This window comes from Streptomonospora halophila, assembly GCF_039542725.1.
Classification (GTDB): Bacteria; Actinomycetota; Actinomycetes; order Streptosporangiales; family Streptosporangiaceae; genus Streptomonospora; species Streptomonospora halophila.
This window is the reverse complement of record NZ_BAABIK010000003.1, coordinates 79399-97080: the sequence shown is the minus strand read 5'-3', so window position 1 is coordinate 97080 and position 17682 is coordinate 79399. Positions and strand designations below refer to the sequence as shown.

The following is a 17682-nucleotide window of genomic DNA, read 5'->3' as shown; positions in this document are numbered from 1 at the left end:
ACGGCACCCCCGCTGCGTCGGCCGCCGCCCTGCAGGACCTGCACGAGCTGTTCCGCGCGCACCGCGCGGGGGTGGGTGCGAGCACCACGCCGATGCGTTCGGCTGCCCCGGCGCAATGTCCGGCTGCCCGGAAGGCCGTCGTGCGTCGCCGGACCGCCGAGGCGACCGCCCCGAGGGCGTTCGCCACCGCCGACGGGCCTTCGCGCCGAATTCCGTGCGGGCCGGCGCCGCGACCCGGGGGCCGTGTCCGTACCCGGGTACGCCGCGCGCAGCCGGCCGGCGGGTGGTCGCCCCTCCCCCCGAGGTGGGGGTGGCACCACGCGGAACAGGCACGTGTGCGGGCACGTTCGCGTACGGGTCCATCCCTAACATGTTGGCTATGCCAGCCACGCCGCGTCGCGTTGCCGCCGACCTCGTCTACCTCGTCGCCTCGCTCCCGCTCACGCTGGTCGGGTTCGTCCTACTCGTCGTGACGTTCGCGGCCGGCCTGGTCACGCTGCCGATCGGGATCGGAGTGCCGGTGCTGGCGCAGAGCCTGGTCCTCGCCCGCGGGTTGGCCGAGATCGAACGCCGCGCCCTGCCCGGTGTTCTGGGCCATGCCGTGGCCCGGCCGCGCTATCCGCCCACCCCGCCGGACGCCGGGATCGTCCGCATGCTGACCACCCCGTTGCGTGCGGGGCAGAGCTGGCTGGACCTGCTCTACGGGCTGCTGATCCTTCCGGTGTCAATCGCCGCCACCGCGGTGGCGGCGGTGTTCTCGGCGACGACTCTCGCCGCCGTCACCTCCCCGCTCTACGGCTGGTACGTCGGCAGTGTCGCGGGCGAGGACTACAACGACGTGCCCCGAATGATCGGCCTGCCGCACACGCCCATCGCGTCCTCACTGTTCTACTTCGCCGTGGGACTGGTGCTGGCGCCGCTCCTGCCGTTCCTGGTCCGCGGGTGCGCCCTGCTCCGGGCCCAGCTCGGCCGGATCCTGCTCACCGCGGTCGGCGAGATGCAGGAGCGCATCGTCGACCTGTCGGAGAGCCGCGCGGCGGCCGTCTCGGCGGAGGCCGGAGCGCTGCGGCGGCTGGAACGCGACATCCACGACGGCCCCCAGCAGCGGCTGGTGCACCTGGCGATGGAGCTTTCCCGGGTCGAGCGGCAGATGGAGCGCGACCCCGCCGCGGCGCGCAGCACGCTCGCCGGTGCGATCGGCGCCACCCGGGAGACCCTGGACGAGCTGCGCGCGCTGTCTCGGGGCATCGCCCCGCCCATACTCACCGACCGCGGGCTGGCTCCCGCGCTTGCCGCACTGACCGCCCGCTGTCCGATTCCGGTGACCCTGGACGCCCAGGTCCAGGAGCGGTTCCCGGCCTCGGTGGAGAGCGTGATCTACTTCGCCGCTGCGGAGGGCCTGACCAACATGGCCAAGCACAGCGGTGCGAGCGAGGCGAAGGTGGTGCTGTCGCGAACCGGCGGCGGCCTGCTGCTCACCATGGGCGACAATGGGGTGGGCGGCGCGCATGTGGCCAAGGGGCACGGACTCGCGGGCCTGGCCGACCGGGTGAAGGCGGCCGAAGGCGGGTTGGTCGTCGACTCCCCCGAGGGAGGCCCGACAACGATTGCGGTGGAGGTCCCGTGCGCGTAGTAGTGGCCGATGACGCCGCGCTGATCCGTTCGGGCATCGTGCGGTTGCTGGAGGAGTTCGGCTGCCAGGTGGTCGCTGAGATCGGCGACGGCGACTCCCTGATCCGGGCGATCGCCGAGCACCGGCCGGACGTGTCGGTGGTGGACGTGCGCATGCCTCCGTCCTTCACCGACGAGGGGCTGCGGGCCGCGGTGGCGGCACGGCAGCAGGTACCCGGCAGCCCCGTGCTCGTCCTCTCGCAGTACGTGGAGGTGTCCTATACCGACGACCTGCTGGCCGACGCGCGGGGGGCGGTGGGTTACCTGCTCAAGGACCGCGTGGTCGACGTCGACGAGTTCATGGAGGGCCTGCGCCGGGTCGCCGCCGGGGGCACGGTCTTCGACCCGCAGGTGGTCTCCCAGCTCATGGTGCGTCGGCGCAACGACCCGCTCGCGGCGCTGAGCCCGCGGGAGCGGGAGGTGCTCGCGCTGATGGCGGAGGGTCGCTCCAACCAGGCCATGGCCCGCGCCCTGGTGGTCAGCGACGGTGCGGTGGAGAAGCACATCCGCAGCATCTTCACGAAGCTGGACCTGTACGTCGACGACACCGACCACCACCGGAGGGTGCGCGCGGTGCTCGCCTACCTGCGGTCCTGACGCGGAACTGACGCGGGTCCGACGCGGGCGCAGGCCGGGCCGCGCTGCGTTGCAGGCGCGAACCGACCGGTCACGGGCCTGGGGGCGGCTCCCCCGGCTGCGTTCGCTCGGGCGGGCCGGAATTCAGTCGCGCTGGTAGCGGGCTTTGATGTGGAAGCGCTCGCCCTGGGGGCCGAGGATGCTCAGGTACTCCACGGAGTGTGCATCGGCGTTGCCGTACCAGTGCGGAAGGTGGGTGTCGAACTCGGCGACCTCGCCGGCCGTGAGGACGAAGTCCTGGTCGCCGAGTATCATCCGCAGCCGTCCACTGAGGACGTAGAGCCAGTGGTAGCCCTCGTGTGAACGTGGATCCGGTTCGAGGCGGTCGGTCAAGCCGGCCGGCAGGATCTGCTTGTACACCTGCAACCCGCCGGGGTTGCGGGTCAGCGGTACGACGGTCATTCCCTTGTAGCTGGCGGGGCGCAGATAGACGCGCGGGTCACCGCTGGCGGGGGCTCCGACGAGCTCGTCGAGCGGCACCTGGTAGGCCTTGGCCAGGGGGAGCAGCAGTTCCAGGCCCGGTTTGCGGTGCCCGGACTCCAGCCGGGACAGGGTGCTGATCGGAATACCGGTGGTCTCCGACAAGGCGGCGAGGCTGGCTCCGCTCCGGCGGCGCAACGCGCGCAGCCGCGGCCCGACCGCGGCCAGCACTGCCTCGAACTCCTCGCCCATGCCCCCATATCACCGCAACTTTGCATTTTCCGCAAAGGCTTTTGTCGTGGATGGCCGCGGCGGCCGGTGAAGCGTACTTTCCGGCGACGTGCTCCTGCGGTGCAGCGGCCGGGTCGCTGCGCGTACCGGCCGCCCGTCTCGGCTCCACCGGGCTCATCGGCCCGCCGCGTCCCCGCTCACTGCGGCGGCGGACGTCGTGGTCGCCGTGGTCCGGCGGGTGTGCAGGCGGCCCCGCCGCTTCGCGGCCCGCAGGAACAGGACCGTGGGCACGGCGCAGACGAGGATGGCGAACACGCTCGCCTCGGGGCCGAAGCCGCCTCCCGTGAGCGCGGCGGGTCCGGAGAAGACCCCCTGGACCAGACCCGTGGGAGTGGCATCATCACCGGAGACGGTGGCACCGTAGATGCCCCGTGAGGCGAAGTTCCACGCAAGGTGCAGACCGATCGGCACCCAGAGGTTGCGCGTCGCGACATAGGCCGCACCGAGCATCAGCCCCGCCTCGACGGCGATGGCGACGGCACCCCACACGGTGGCGCCCGGGTTGACCAGGTGGATGGACCCGAACAGCACCGCCGAGACGACGAGTGCGGCGGTGGTTCCGCCGAGCTCCTCCAGAAGGCGGAAGACGACGCCCCGGAACAGCAGTTCCTCCGTGACCGCGACGCCCGCCATCAGTCCGAGCACGGCCGCCATCCCGCCGAACGATCCGCCGCCCGCGGCGCTGTACCCGCCGAACGTCGAGATGAGCGCGATCGTGGCGGTGAAGAGGCCGAGCCCGATGAGGAACCCCTGGCCCAATCCGGACGTCGCGGTGGCCGGATCCAGCTCCGTTACGGCGCGCTGCTCCATGGCCCGCACGACCGCCGCGTAGACGGCGATCCCTCCGACCGCGACCGCGGCGCCCGCAAGCAGCGAAAGGACGGGGGTGTGCCCCGCGGCGGCCCGCACTCCGGCTGCGACGACCATGACCAGGAGGAACAGCACCGTCATCGCCGCCAGGCGCACCCAGGCGGACCGAACGCGGCGCCGCGGCTCGGGCGGCGTCTGGGAGAACAAACGGTTCGAACTCCGCCGGGATTCTCGGGACACGGGTTCCTCCACTATTCGGCCGCCGTCGGCTCGTTCGCCGCTGTAACAGGAAAATGCTAGAAAGCGGCGGCGACGCGGGGCATCACCTCCTGGAGGACACATGGAGTAGCTCTGGCGGGGGACACCCCGGCCACCGCCATCCCGCGGCGACCGGCCACCGCCGGGGAGCATTACTTGGCGCCGCCGACCGACCGGGAGCATGCAGCCGCCTTGCCCGGGACGCCCGCCGAGGGCCGCCGACCGGGCCCGCTCCTCCGGCCCGAGATGTGCGGGGACTGACACGTCGCCCCGGAGCCGGCGGCTCCGAATGGAGACTGAAGGACCCGGCCGCCGGCACGCGTGGTCAGGCCCTCGCGGCTGCGGCATCCGGGGATCACAACGTCGACGAGCAGCCGAGGTGACCATGAGAGGTGCCCTTTCCCCCGCACTCGCCGCCGCGGCGGCCGCCGTGCTCGTGGCCGGATGCGGGGCCGCCCCCTCCGACGACGGCGGAGGCGAACCCGCGGGCGGCCCGGACTCCTCCTCCCCCGGCGCGGAGACCGGGCAGGGCGGAGGCGGCCAGGGTGCGCCGGCCGCCTTCGACTTCACCGCGCCCGCTGTCGGCGGCGGCGAGATCGACGGCGCCGACCTGGTGGGCGAACCGGTGGTCCTGTGGTTCTGGGCGCCCTGGTGCACGGTGTGCCGGGGCGAGGCGCCCGGCGTCGCCGAGACCGCCGAGCGCTATGCGGGCGAGGTGGAGTTCATCGGTGTCGCCGGCCAAGGAGAGCCCGCCGCCATGAAGGAGTTCGTCGACGCCACCGGCACCGGAGGCATGCGCCACATCATCGACGGCGACGGTTCCATCTGGTCGGGGTTCGAGGTGACCACGCAGCCCTCCTTCTCGTTCCTGCGCTCCTCGGGGAGCTTCCTCACCTACACGGGCACGATGAGCGAGCAGGAGATCGACGAGCGCGTCGCCTCCGAGGTGCTGGGCTGAGCCGGTGGAGCAGCTCCCCTTCGCGATCGCCCTGGCCGCCGGGATGCTCGCGGTACTCAACCCGTGCGGTTTCGCGCTGCTGCCCGGCTATGTGGCGCTGCTGGTGGCCGCGTCCCCCGACGCGCCGGCCGGGCGGGCGGCCGCCCTCGGGCGCGCCTTGGCCACCACCGCCGCCATGTCCGGCGGGTTCGTCGCGGTGTTCGGCCTGTTCGCGCTGGTCGCCACGCCGCTCGCGCTGTCGCTGGAGCGCTACCTGCCCTGGGCGACCGTCGTCATCGGCGCGGTCCTGGTCGTTCTGGGCGTCTGGCTGCTCAGCGGCAGGCGGCTCGCTCTGCCCGGGCCCCGCGCGCCCGCACCCGGCCGGGCGACCCGCTCGCTGCATTGGGCCGCGGCCTACGGCACCGCCTATGCCACCGCGTCGCTGTCGTGCACCGTCGCCCCGTTCCTGGCGGTGACGACCACCGCGGCCACCACAGGCGGCGCGGCCGGCGCGGTGGGCGTGTTCCTCGCCTACACCGCCGGCATGGCACTGGTCGTGGCGGTACTGACGGTGGCGACCGCTCTGGCCCGCGACGGGATCGCCGCACGTATGCGCCGGGTGCTGCCGTACGTGAACCGCGCGGGCGGAGCGCTGCTCGTTCCCGCCGGGGCCTATGCGTCCTACTACGGCTGGTTCGAGCTGCGGGTCCTGTCGGGGCAGGCGGCCTCCGACCCCGTGGTTTCAGCCGCCGTCGGCGTCCAGTCGGCGCTGGTCCGGGCGCTGGAGCAGGCCGGGCCCGTTCCGCTGCTGGGCGTTCTGGCGGGTCTGGCCGCGGCCGCCGTCGCCGGAGCGGCGCTGCGCCGACGGTCACGTACGGACGCGGGCCGCGGATGAGCGGCGCCTCGGAGCGGGGCGCCTCGGCTGTCCCCCGTTCCGCCCGCGGCCCCGCCCGTACCGGGCTCGCCCCGACCGGCGTGGTCGCGACCCCGATCAGCACGCCGAGGGGCATCAGGCACGACGTCGGCACGCGCGAGGAGTTCCGGGCCCGGACGACCACCGCGACCGACCTCCACTGCGCCCGTTCACCCCACGCCCCACGTGCACGCGGACGCCTGCCTCGGTGCAGCACACGGGATTCACCGCCCGGCCCCGGCCGGCGGCGGCGAACCGCGGGCTGCGCTGGGAAAGCGGGGCCGCCGGCTCACTCCAGGACGGCGAGGGGCGGGCGTGTCAGCTCGACCGCCTGCGGGGCCGGGCCGCAGCAGCCGCCCGCGGCCTCCTCCTCGCCGGCGTCCGCGTCGGCGAGCCCCGATCCCTGGCAGACGCCGGTCTCGGGCAGCGTCAGCTCCACCCGCGCGGCCCCCTCGTGGTCGCCGGCGAGCGCGGCGGCGATGCTGCGCACCTGCTCGTAACCCGTCAGCGCGAGGAACGTCGGCGCGCGGCCGTAGGCCTTCATCCCGGTCAGGTAGAACCCGGGCTCGGGGTGGGACAGCTCCGCGGCGCCGTGGGGGTAGACGGTGCCGCACGAGTGCACGTTGGGGTCGATCAGCGGCGCCAGCGCCACCGGCGCCTCCAGCGTGGCGTCCAGCCCCAGGCGGATCTCCGACAGCGGCGCCAGGTCGGGGCGGAACCCGGTCAGCGCAACGACCTCGCCGACGGGGTCGAGGGCCCGGCCGCCGTCGTCGACCAGCACCGCACCGCCGTCCTCGTGGCGCACCTCGGCGGTGCGGAAACCCGTCACCACCTCGACGCTCCCGGCCCGCACGGCCTTCTGCGCGCGCCGGCCCAGCGCTCCGCGGGCGGCGAGCTGGTCGGCGTCCCCACCGCCGAAGGCGTCGCCCACCTCGCCGCGGCGCAGCACCCACACAGCGCGGGTGCCCGGCGCCTCCTCAGCGAGCCCGGCCAGCGCGACGAGCGCCGTCAGCGCGGAGTGGCCACTGCCCACCACGGCCGTGCGGCGGCCCGCGTAGCGTGCGCGCACGTCGGCGTCGGCCAGGTCGGGGATGCGGTAGGAGACCCGGCCGGCGGCCGCGGACTCGCCGAGTGCCGGCAGCCCGTCGCCGCCCAGCGGGCCGGGCGAGCCCCAGGTGCCCGAGGCGTCGACCACCGCACGGGCGAGCATCAGCTCCTCGCCGGCGGAGGTGCGCACCCGCACGGTGAACGGCTGCTCCTCCCGCCCCGCGTCCACGACCCGGCCCCGACCGAGACGGCTCACCCCGACGACCTCCGCACCGAAGCGCACCCGCTCCCCCAGCGCGGCGGCCAGCGGCCGCAAGTACTCCTGCGCCCATTCGGCGCCGGTGGGGTAGGCGTCCTCGTCCGGCCGCGTCCACCCGCCGGCGGCCAGCAGCTTCTCCGCGGCCGGCGACACCAGATCCCGCCACGACGAGAACAGGCGCACATGCCCCCATTCGCGCACGGCCGCACCCGCTTCGGCACCCTTCTCCAGCACCACCGCGGGCAGGCCGCGCCGCTCCACCTCAGCCGCCGCGGCCAGCCCCACCGGTCCCGCACCGATCACCGCGACCGGAAGCCGATCAGCCATCACGCACCCCTTCATCGATTTACGTCGATCCAAGGGAAATATATAGAGATCGATCTATTAATGCAACCGCTCGACCGCGTGATGACCTGAAGGAAATCCGGAACCTAGACTGCCGAAGCAGTCGGCGAAGGACGGCGCGAACGGATTCGCCGGGCGCACTCCACAGGGAAAGAGGACCGGGATGGGCCGCGACCAGCATTCACCACCCCAGCCGGACGTCGCCGGACTCGCCTCGGGGGCCGCGCCGGAATGGCTCACCCCCGAGGCCGCCGCGACCGTCGCCGGGGCCGAACCGGGCCCGTTCACCGCCGGCGAGTACCGCGCGCGGCTGGACGAGGTCCGCTCCCGGATGGCCGGCGCCGGGCTGGATGCCCTGCTGGTGTTCCGGCCCTCAAGCGTCGAGTACCTGTGCGGCTACCACACGGCGGAGACGGCGCCCCAGCCCCTGCTGGTCACCGAGTCCGACACCCGCCTCTACGTGCCCGACCTGGAGGTCGGCCGGGCCTTGGCCACCTCCCGCGTGGGGAGCGTCCGCTTCTGCGGCTACACCGACGCGCTGGTCAGCCTCAGGACCTTCCTCGACGACGCGGTTGCAGGACTCGGGACGGGAGCGCGCGTGGGCGTCGAGGTGGGGCACGCCTCCACCCCGCCGCAGGCGGTGGAGATCCTGCGGGCGCGGGAGGTCGGCGTCGTCCACCCCGACCATCTGGTGGAGCGGGTCCGGCTGGTGCTTTCCGCGGCGGAGATCGGCTGCGTCGAGCAGGCCGCCTCGGTCACCGGCGCGGGCACCGACGCGGCCGTCGCCGAGGCCCGCAGGCCGGAGGCCACGGACTCCTCGGTCGCCGCCGCGATCGCCGGGGCGCTGTTCGAGCGCGCCGACTCGCCCTCGGCGTGGGGGCCGGTGGTGGCCACCGGGAACCGGGCGGGCATTCCGCATTCGAGCTGGGTGGGACGCCGGCTGGCCCCGGGACCGACCTTCCTGGAGTTCTCCGGCGCCCACCAGCGCTACCACGCGCCGGTCATGCGCACGCTGGTGCTGGGCGGGCTCTCCCCCGGCGACCGGCGCCTGGCGGAGCTGTCCCGCACCGCGCTCGCCGCGGTGCTGGAGGCCGCCAAGCCGGGGGTGCCGTGTTCCGAGGTCGCCGAGCACGCGTGGAGGGCCGTCGGCCGGCTGCCCGGCGACGTGGTGTTCCACGGCCTCTTCGGCTACCCGGTCGGGCTGGCGCACAAGCCGCACTGGATGGACGGCGCCCCCTTCCACATCGCCCGGGGCAACCACGAGCCCCTGCAAAGCGGGATGGTCTTCCACATCCCGGCGTCGTTCCGCTCGTTCGGCCGCTCCGGCGTGGGCCTCAGCCAGACCTTCGCGGTGGAGGAGCAGGGCGCCCGGGTGCTCACGCCCGGCCCGGCCGACGTCGCCGAGGTCCGCTGATGGGCGGCGCTCCCCGGCAGGGAACCGTCGGTTCCGAACACCCGAGAGCAGGGACGTGAGGTGAGCGCAGTGTCAGGGCCGGAGCACGTGGCGGTCGTCGGAGCGGGCATGGTCGGACTTTCGACGGCGTGGTTCCTGCAGGAGCACGGCGTCGGGGTGACCGTCCTCGACCGGACGGGGACGGCGGCGGAGGCGTCCTGGGGCAATGCGGGACTGCTGGCCCCGGCGTTCACGCTGCCGCTGCCCGAGCCCGCCCTCTTGCGCAGCGGGCTCACGTCGCTGCTCGACCGGTCGTCGCCGGTCTCCGTGCCGCTGACACCCGACCGGCGGCTGTGGGCCTTCCTGGCCGCGTTCGCCCGCAACTGCGCCCCGGCCCGGTGGAAGCGGGCGATGGCCGTGTTCGACGAGGTCAACCGGGTCAGCCTGGAGGCCTACGACCGGCTCGCCGCGGGCGGGATCACGGCTCCGGTCAAGACCGCCGACCCGCTCCTGGTCGCGTGCACCTCCGTCGACGACCGCCGGCACGTCGTCGAGGAGTTCGCGGCGGTGCGCCGCGCGGGCGGCGAGGTCTCCTACGACCTCGCCACAGGCGCCGAGCTGCGCGCCCTCGAACCGTCGCTCAGCGCGAACGTGCGCACCGGCCTGCGCGTGCACGGCCAGCGCTTCCTCAACCCGCCCGAGTTCGTGCACGCGCTGGCCGACTCCGTGCGCGTCCGCGGCGGCCGCATCGTCGAAGGGTTCGACGTGACCGCGGTGCGCGACCTCGGCTCGTCCGGTGTCGCGCTTGCCGCCGCGTCCGGGCGGGAGCTGCGGGCGGACGCGGCGGTTCTCGCGAGCGGCGTCCGGCTGGGGGCCCTGGCGCGGCCCTTCGGCGTACGCATGCGCGTCCAGGCGGGGCGCGGCTACAGCTTCAGCGTCCGCCCGCGGGAGATGCCGACCCGCCCCGTCTACTTCCCGGCCCAGCGGGTGGCCTGCAACCCCCTCGGGGACCGCTTCCGGATCACCGGGATGATGGAGTTCCGCTCGCCCGATGCCCCGCTGGATCCGCGGCGCATCCAGACCATCGTCGACTCGGTGCGCCCCCTGCTGTCCGGCGTGGACCTCGCCGCCCGCGAGGAGGAGTGGGTCGGCTCGCGCCCCTGCACCCCGGACGGGCTGCCGCTGGTCGGCGCGTCGTCGTCGCCGCGTGTGCACGTCGCGGGCGGGCACGGCATGTGGGGCATCGTGCTCGGTCCCCTGACGGGGCGCCTCCTCGCCGAGTCCATGGCGACCGGCCGCTCCCCGGCGCTGCTGCGGCGTTTCGACCCGCTGCGCTGAGCGCCGGGGCGCGGTGCCGCGGTGCCGCGCGGCGGACCCCCGGGGGCGGCTCCCGGGATCCGCCGCGGGCGGCGGGCTCAGCCCTGCGCGGTCGCGGTGTAGGAGTGGGCTCCGGCGCCGGCCAGGCCGCCCCCGTCGACGATGAGGTACTCCTCGCGGATGGCGCCGCCGGCCAGCCACGACTCCAGGATCTCGCGGGTGCCGGCGGCATAGCGGGCCTGGGCCGACAGAGAGGTGCCGGAGACGTGCGGGGTCATCCCGTGGTGCGGCATGGTGCGCCAGGGGTGGTCGGGCCCGGCGGGCTGGGGGAACCACACGTCGCCCGCGTAACCGGCCAGCCGCCCGCTCTCCAGCGCCCGCACGATCGCGTCGCGGTCGCAGATCCGGGCGCGCGCGGTGTTGACGAGGTAGGAGCCGCGCTTCATGGTCGCCAGCAGCCGGTCGTCGAACAGTGCCTCGGTCTCGGGGTGCAGCGGCGCGTTCACGGTGACCACGTCGCAGGCGGGCACCATGTCCTCGGCGCTGGGGTGGTAGGTCAGCCCCAGCTCCTCCTCGGTCTCCCGCGGCAGCCGGTGCCGGTCGGTGTAGTGCAGGTGCACGTCGAAGGGGGCCAGCCGGCGCAGGATGGCGGTGCCGATGCGGCCGGCGGCGACGCTGCCGACGTGCATGCCCTCCAGGTCGTAGGAGCGGGCGACCGCGTCGGCGATGTCCCAGCCGCCTTCGCGCACGATGCGGTGGGCGGGCAGGTAGTCGCGGACCAGCGCCAGGATCATCATCACCGCGTGCTCGGCGACGCTGATGCTGTTGGAGTAGGTGACCTCGGCGACGGTGATGCCGTGGCGGATGGCGGCGTCGAGGTCGACGTGGTCCGAGCCGATGCCGGCCGTGATGGCCAGCTTCAGGTTGGGGGCCTTGGCGATGCGGTCGGCGGTGAGGTAGGCGGGCCAGAACGGCTGGGAGATCACCACGTCGGCGTCGGGCAGCCGCCGCTCGAACTCCGAGTCGGGGCCGTCCTTGTCGGAGGTGACCACGAGGGTGTGGCCCTGCGCCTCCAGGAACCGGCGCAGCCCCAGCTCGCCGGAGACGCTGCCGAGGAGCTGCCCGGGGACGAAGTCGAGGGCCGAGGGGCTGGGCAGCGTCTGGCCGCCCGGGTAGTGCGGCAGCGAGGGGAGGCCGTCGCGGGCGTAGGAGGAGGGGTGTCCGCCGGCGGGGTCGTCGTAGAGGACGCACAGGACGTTCGCCATGGCTGGCTCCAAAGTCGCGGTGTGTTGTGGTTCGAGCCTCGTCCGCGCGTTCTCCCCGGTCAAAACGATTGCTGCTATGGCCTCATAGGCGCCGGCTATCCGCGCAGCGTCCGCCGGGAGGGGCGTACCGCGGGCGCGGAGGACGCCGCGCGTGCACCGCGGCCGCGCGGACCGGTCGGGGCCGGGCGGGGCCGGGCGGGGCCGGGCGGGGCCGGGCGGGGCCGGGCGGGGCCTCAGGAGGGGTCGAGGTAGCGGTGGAGCACGCGTTCCAGCTCGCCCCGCACGTCCAGTCGGGGGACGACGTCCAAGAGGGCCCGCACCAGCGGCGCCTGCGGGCGCTGCGCGGCGAGGACCAGCCCGATCCGGGGCAGGCGGGCCGGGTCCTCCAGCCGCACGACACGCATGCCCGCGGGTACGCCGAACATGTACAGCCAGGCGTGCGCGATGACGCTGGACCAGCGGTGGGTGGCCACGTGGGCGTAGAGCGCCGAGACGGTGTCGGTCTCGATCGCCGGGACCACGGTTGCGCCGGCGTCGCGGAAGAACCCGTCGAGGATGCGCCGGTTGCGCATCCACGGTGCGAGCAGGCACAGCGGAAGCGCGGCGACCTCGGCCCAGCGCACGCTGGAGCGCTCGGCCAGCGGGCCGTCGTCGGGTGTCAGCAGGAGGTAGCGCTCCTCGTAGAGGGGAAGCGCGCGCACGCCGGGGTCCTCGACCTCGTCGAGGTAGGTCAGGGCCGCGTCGAGCTCGAACTCGCCTATCCGGCGGGTGATCTCGCGCGAGGACAGCGACTCCATGACGATGCGCACGTGGGGGTGGCGGTCGCAGAAGGGGGAGGAGACCAGCGAGGCGGCGGTCAGAGCGGTGGGGATCGCGCCCAGGCGCAGCACACCCGAGAGCCCGCCGCGAAGGGCCGACAGCTCCTGGCGCAGGCCGTCGGACTCGGCGAGGATGCGGTGCGCCCAGCGCAGGACCACCTCGCCCTCGGAGGTCAGGCCGGCGTACTTGCGGCCGTGCTGCACGATGGGCACACCCAGGTCCCGTTCGAGCTTGACGATGCCCGCCGACAGCGAGGGCTGGGACACGTGGCAGGCCTCGGCCGCCCGCGCGAAGTGGCGCTCGCGGGCCAGTGCGACCAGGTATTCGAGTTGGCGTAGGAGCACGGTCCAGCATCGCCCGCGGGGGCGCCCCGCGTCCACGGGCGTCCGGACCTACGCCGTGTACCGGCGGCTTCCGGACGCGAGGCGCGGGGCGGTCCGGCGCGCGGAGAGGAGCTCAGTCCCCGGCGGCCGGCGGGTCGCCCGGCGCCCGGCGCAGGTCCGCGAGGCCCCCGCGGGCGTCCTCCACCACGATCTGCTCGGCCGCCTGCGCGTCGCCCTCGCGCAGGGCACGGACGAGGGCGCGGTGGCTTGCATAGCGGTCAAGTCGGAGGCCAAGCGGTCTTAGGAAGACAAAACAGGCAGTCAACTCCTTGGCTCACAGAACGACATGGCTACGATCCGACTGCTCCAGGAGGCGCACCAGCACGGGGTTGCCGGCGCAGGCGGCGACGGCGTCGTTGAACCGCTGCATCGTGTCGAAGAGCGCACTGATCTGCCGCTCGACCGGCTCGCCGTCGCCGGCGCGCTTCTGGATCACGATGAGGCGGTCGTCGGCGTCGTCGAGCATGGCGTCGAGGTTGTCGAGCCGGTCGGCTGTGGCGTGGCGTGCGGCGAAGCGCGCGACCAGGCCCCGCAGCGCGATCTCGACCTCGGCCAGCTCCTGGATGGCCGTGTCCTCCATCGCCGAGACCACGACCGTCCGAGGCCCGGTCCGTTCGAGGAGGCCGTCCTGTTCGAGGCGCCGGACCGCCTCGCGAACCGGGGTCGGGCTGACCGAGAGCCGCTCGGCGAGCCCGCGTTCGGTGACCTTCTCGCCGGGCTTCAGCTCCCCGGTCCTGATGGCGTCGTGGACGGCACGGTAGGTGCGGTCGGCGAGGGTCTCGGCCGTCAACGTGCGCAATTGCCCGCGAGTCATGCGTCCGATCATAACCGATCTGTCGCAATCGACCTAAGCACCCTTTGACATTTTTGCTATAGCAAAATTACTGTTCTGGTAGTGAGCGGCGTCACACCCAGGCGACCGCAGGTGAGGGAGGTCGCCGATGACGGCACTGAACACCGCCGCCGACCGGGCGGCGGGACGCAAGATCACCGCATTCGTCGTACTCGCGGTCTTCGCGCAGGAGTCGACGTGGAACTTCTACGACGCGCAGGTGCCGCCGCTGCTGCGCGAGTACGTGGCCAGCGCCGCACTCATCGGCCTGCTGATGGGCATGGACAACCTGCTGGGCATCTTCATCCAGCCCTGGATCGGCAACCGCTCGGACAACACGCGCACCCGGTGGGGGCGGCGCATCCCCTACCTGGCCGTCGGGATGCCCGTCGCGGCGCTGCTGTTCGCCACGATCCCCCTGGCGTCGTCGCTGCCCGCGCTGATCGCGGTGATGTTCGCCTACGCCCTCGTGTGCAACAGCTTCAAGCCGATCGCCGAGTCGCTGCTGCCGGACTACATCCGCCCCGAGCGCCGCAGCAGGGCCAACGCCGCCGTGAAGGCCGCCACCAGCCTCACCATCGTCGTCTCGGCCCTCATCAGCCTCTTCATGGTCGACGCCTACCCGGTGCTGTCGTTCTCCGTACCGGCCCTGCTGATGCTCGTCTCGGCCGCCGTGCTCGTGTGGCGGGTACGCGACTCCAACTCGCCCGCCTACCAGGCGGCCGCCGCCGAGGACGCGGCCGCGGGCCCGGAAGGCGCCGCGCCCCAGACGCGGATGCGAGACATGCTCGCCGACATCGTCCGCGACCCGAACCGGGAGAGGCTGCTCGTCCTGCTGGCCATCCTGCTGTTCGGCTGCGCGTGGGCCGCATCCCGGTCGCTGATGACGCCCTATGGGATGGAGGCGCTGGGGCTCTCGCGCGGCGAGGCCGGCGGGCTCACGCTGCCCAGCGGCGTGGCGTTCATCCTGGCCGCGTTCCCCGTGGCGCTGCTGTCCGAGCGCATCGGGCGGCTGCGAGTGATGGCCATGGGCATGGGGCTGTTCGCCCTCTCGCTCACGATGATCACGCTGGTCAACACCCCGGCGGCGGCCGTGGTCGCCCTTTGCGTCGGCGTCGTAGGCGCCGCAGGCTTCCTGGTCAACGGCGCGGTGATCCTGTGGAACCTCGCACCGTCGGCCCGGGCGTTCGGCACCTACACCGGCCTCTACACGGTCGGCTGGATGAGCGGCGGGTTCCTCGGCCCGGCGCTGGTCGGCGCCATGGTGGACATCACCGGATGGCGCTTCATGCCGACCGACGCCGCACTGCTCGCCGCGCTCGCGGTCGCCGTGGTGCTGCGCGTGCTGGCACTGAACCGCCGGGCGCCGGCGACGAAGGCGCTGTGAGGGACGGATGCCGAAGATCCTGGTCACCACCGACTCCGCACACCCGGGCGACGAGGCGCACGACCTGCTCACCGGGGCGGGCCACGAGGTCGTCTACAGCACGGGCGTCGAAGGCGAAGCCCTTGACGGCGTGGAGGGGGCGATCGTCGCCAACAACCCCCTGACCGCGCGGGTGCTGGAGCGGGCGACCGCGCTGCGCGCGATCGTGCGGGCGGGGGTCGGCTACGACACCGTCGACGTCGGGGCGGCCACGCGCCTGGGCATCCGGGTGAGCAACCTGCCGGGCGTCAACAGCAACGCCGTCGCCGAGTACACGATGGGCCTGCTGCTCGCCGCCTCCCGGCGGCTGGTCGACACGGCGGTCGGCGTCGAACAGGGGCTGTGGCCGCGCCAAAGCGGCCGCGAGCTGCGGGGGGCGGCCCTCGGCCTGGTCGGCTACGGCCGGGCCGCGCGCGCCGTCGTTCCGCTCGCGCGGGCCTTCGGCATGCGGGTGCTGTGCACGACGGAACACCCCCACGAGAACGCAGGCGAGGTCCGCTTCGTCGGCCTGGCCGAGCTACTGCGGGAGTCGGACTACGTCTCCCTGCACACGGCCCTCACACCGGCGACCCGCCGCCTGATCGGCGCCGACGCGCTCGCCGCGATGAAACCGACGGCGGTCCTCGTCAACACCGCCCGCGGAGCGATCGTCGACGAGGCGGCCCTCGCGCGGGCCGTGGCCACCGGCCGGATCGCCGGTGCGCAGCTCGACGTCACGGGCACCGAACCGCTGCCCCCCGACAGCCCGCTGCGCGGCGTCGCGGGCATCACCGTGTACTCGCACATGGCCGGCCAGACCGCCGACGCCCGCCGGGCGGCCGCGATCGGCGCGGCCCGCGAGCTGCTCGCCGCCCTTCGCGGCGAGCCCGAAAGTCCCGTCAACCATCCGACCGACCACTCTGGGACGGAAGAACACACATGACCGTCGACCGCACCCCGCCGCCTCCCGGCGGCCGGCCCGGGCACCGCCCCTCCCGCCGCGCCGACCGCGCACCGAAGGCGGCCACCCGATGAAGGCGGACGTCGTCGTCGTGGGCGCCGGACTCGCCGGCCTGGTCGCCACCGCCGAGCTCGTCGACGCCGGGCGCCGCGTGATCCTGCTCGACCAGGAGTCCGAGCCCAACCTCGGCGGCCAGGCGTTCTGGTCGCTCGGCGGGCTGTTCCTCGTGGACTCGCCGGAGCAGCGGCGAATGGGCGTCAAGGACTCCTACGACCTGGCACTCCAGGACTGGCTGGGCACCGCCGGCTTCGACCGGCCGGAGGACGAGTGGCCGCGGCGCTGGGCCGAGGCCTACGTCGGCTTCGCCGCCGGCGAGAAGCGCGCGTGGCTGCGCGAGCGCGGCGTGCGCTTCTTCTCCGTCGTCGGCTGGGCCGAGCGCGGGGGCCACCACGCCTCGGGCCCCGGCAACTCGGTTCCCCGCTTCCACATCACCTGGGGCACCGGCCCCGGCGTCGTGGCCCCCTTCGCGCGCCGCGTACGGGAGGCGGCCGAACGCGGCCGCGTCACGCTGGCCTTCCGGCACCGCGTCGACGAGCTGACCGTCACCGGCGGAGCGGTGACGGGAGTGCGCGGCACCGTGCTGGCGGACGCCGACGCACCGCGCGGAGCCGCCACGAACCGCACCGCGACCGGCGAGTTCGCGATGGATGCGCAGGCCGTGATCGTGGCGTCCGGCGGCATCGGCGGAAACCACGCCGAGGTGCGCCGGAACTGGCCGCAGCGCCTCGGCGCGCCTCCCCGGGAGATGGTCACCGGGGTGCCCGCCCACGTCGACGGGCGGATGCTGGGCATCGCCGAGGCCGCCGGAGGCCGCCTGGTCAACCAGGACCGGATGTGGCACTACGTCGAGGGCGTCAAGAACTGGGACCCGGTGTGGCCCGGCCACGGCATCCGCATTCTTCCGGGGCCCTCGTCACTGTGGTTCGACGCGCTCGGGCGCCGGCTGCCCGCACCGCTGTACCCGGGCTCGGACACGCTCGGCACGCTCGCCCACCTGCGCTCGACCGGCCACGACCACAGCTGGTTCGTGCTGACGCAGAAGATCATCGGCAAGGAGTTCGGCCTCTCCGGCTCCGAGCAGAACCCCGACATCACCGGCAAGAGCGTCCGGATGGTCCTGAACAGGATCAGGTCCGGCAATCCCGGTCCGGTTGCGGCCTTCCAGCGCCACGGCGAGGACTTCGTCGCCGCCGACAGGCTCGACGACCTGGTGCGCGGCATGAACGCGCTCACCGACACGCCGCTGCTCGACCCGGCCGACATCCTGCGCGAGGTCGAGGCACGCGACCGGGAGATGCGCAACGCCTTCACCAAGGACACCCAGGTCGCCGCCATCCACAACGCCCGCCGGTACCGCGGGGACCGGCTGACCCGGGTCGCCGCTCCGCACCGGCTGCTCGACCCGGAGGCCGGCCCCCTCGTCGCGGTCCGGCTGCACGTTCTCACCCGCAAGGCGCTGGGCGGCCTGCTGACCGACCTCGACGCGCGGGTGCTCACCGCCGAGGGCACACCGCTGCCCGGCCTGTACGCGGCCGGCGAGGCCGGCGGCTTCGGGGGCGGCGGGGTCCACGGCTACCGCGCGCTTGAGGGCACGTTCCTCGGCGGATGCCTCTTCTCCGGACGGGCGGCCGGACGGACCGCGGCGGCCGCGACCAGCTGA

At 73.8% G+C, this 17682-nt stretch carries 14 protein-coding genes; 9 read left to right on the top strand and 5 right to left on the bottom strand.

Features of this window, described 5'->3' with window-relative positions; genetic code table 11:
* The first annotated feature begins 379 nt into the window (after positions 1-379).
* Together ABEA15_RS03975 and ABEA15_RS03970 are read left to right on the top strand one after the other, a co-directional pair.
* The gene (locus tag ABEA15_RS03975) at positions 380-1633 is read left to right on the top strand and encodes a sensor histidine kinase (protein WP_345555530.1); all 1254 of its coding nucleotides are present in this window, start codon (positions 380-382) and stop codon (positions 1631-1633) included.
* Complete coding sequence (locus ABEA15_RS03970) at positions 1624-2268, top strand: response regulator transcription factor (RefSeq protein WP_344140875.1); 645 nt, start codon at positions 1624-1626, stop codon at positions 2266-2268. Before ABEA15_RS03975 ends, ABEA15_RS03970 begins: the two co-directional genes overlap by 10 nt.
* Positions 2269-2391: 123 nt before the next feature.
* On the opposite strand, the gene ABEA15_RS03965 is transcribed toward ABEA15_RS03970, so the two are convergent.
* Together ABEA15_RS03965 and ABEA15_RS03960 are read right to left on the bottom strand one after the other, a co-directional pair.
* Positions 2392-2979 carry a helix-turn-helix domain-containing protein gene (locus ABEA15_RS03965; RefSeq protein WP_345555529.1) on the bottom strand — a complete coding sequence of 196 codons (588 nt, stop codon included), beginning with the start codon at positions 2977-2979 and terminating at the stop codon, positions 2392-2394.
* A gap of 153 nt (positions 2980-3132) precedes the next feature.
* Positions 3133-4035 carry a CPBP family intramembrane glutamic endopeptidase gene (locus tag ABEA15_RS03960; protein ID WP_345555528.1) on the bottom strand — a complete coding sequence of 301 codons (903 nt, stop codon included), beginning with the start codon at positions 4033-4035 and terminating at the stop codon, positions 3133-3135.
* Between the two features lie 436 nt (positions 4036-4471).
* Between ABEA15_RS03960 and ABEA15_RS03955 the strand changes: the two genes are divergently transcribed.
* Both ABEA15_RS03955 and ABEA15_RS03950 read left to right on the top strand, forming a co-directional pair.
* Entirely contained in the window at positions 4472-5044 is a 573-nt protein-coding gene (locus ABEA15_RS03955) for a redoxin domain-containing protein (RefSeq protein WP_345555527.1), read from the top strand.
* A 4-nt stretch (positions 5045-5048) separates the two neighbouring features.
* Positions 5049-5918: a cytochrome c biogenesis CcdA family protein gene (locus ABEA15_RS03950; RefSeq protein ID WP_345555526.1), complete on the top strand. Its 870-nt coding sequence runs from the start codon at positions 5049-5051 to the stop codon at positions 5916-5918.
* 307 nt (positions 5919-6225) lie between these two features.
* On the opposite strand, the gene ABEA15_RS03945 is transcribed toward ABEA15_RS03950, so the two are convergent.
* Positions 6226-7569 carry an NAD(P)-binding domain-containing protein gene (locus ABEA15_RS03945; protein WP_345555525.1) on the bottom strand — a complete coding sequence of 448 codons (1344 nt, stop codon included), beginning with the start codon at positions 7567-7569 and terminating at the stop codon, positions 6226-6228.
* Between the two features lie 181 nt (positions 7570-7750).
* Between ABEA15_RS03945 and ABEA15_RS03940 the strand changes: the two genes are divergently transcribed.
* Both ABEA15_RS03940 and ABEA15_RS03935 read left to right on the top strand, forming a co-directional pair.
* Entirely contained in the window at positions 7751-9001 is a 1251-nt protein-coding gene (locus ABEA15_RS03940) for a M24 family metallopeptidase (RefSeq protein WP_345555524.1), read from the top strand.
* Between the two features lie 60 nt (positions 9002-9061).
* Entirely contained in the window at positions 9062-10318 is a 1257-nt protein-coding gene (locus ABEA15_RS03935; RefSeq protein ID WP_345555523.1) for an NAD(P)/FAD-dependent oxidoreductase, read from the top strand.
* 77 nt (positions 10319-10395) lie between these two features.
* Here the strand turns inward: ABEA15_RS03935 and ABEA15_RS03930 are convergent, their stop codons facing one another.
* Both ABEA15_RS03930 and ABEA15_RS03925 read right to left on the bottom strand, forming a co-directional pair.
* Positions 10396-11562 carry an NAD-dependent formate dehydrogenase gene (locus ABEA15_RS03930; protein ID WP_344140884.1) on the bottom strand — a complete coding sequence of 389 codons (1167 nt, stop codon included), beginning with the start codon at positions 11560-11562 and terminating at the stop codon, positions 10396-10398.
* Between the two features lie 233 nt (positions 11563-11795).
* Positions 11796-12725, bottom strand: coding sequence for a LysR family transcriptional regulator (locus ABEA15_RS03925; protein ID WP_344140886.1), 930 nt, complete (start codon positions 12723-12725; stop codon positions 11796-11798).
* Between the two features lie 980 nt (positions 12726-13705).
* Here ABEA15_RS03925 and ABEA15_RS03910 point away from each other — a divergent pair.
* The 3 genes from ABEA15_RS03910 (at position 13706) to ABEA15_RS03900 (ending at position 17682) form a co-directional block, all read left to right on the top strand.
* The gene (locus ABEA15_RS03910; RefSeq protein WP_344140888.1) at positions 13706-14983 is read left to right on the top strand and encodes an MFS transporter; all 1278 of its coding nucleotides are present in this window, start codon (positions 13706-13708) and stop codon (positions 14981-14983) included.
* Between the two features lie 7 nt (positions 14984-14990).
* The gene (locus ABEA15_RS03905; protein ID WP_345555520.1) at positions 14991-15944 is read left to right on the top strand and encodes an NAD(P)-dependent oxidoreductase; all 954 of its coding nucleotides are present in this window, start codon (positions 14991-14993) and stop codon (positions 15942-15944) included.
* An 88-nt stretch (positions 15945-16032) separates the two neighbouring features.
* A complete protein-coding gene (locus ABEA15_RS03900) occupies positions 16033-17682 on the top strand; it encodes an FAD-binding dehydrogenase (protein WP_345555519.1) in 1650 nt (549 codons plus the stop codon).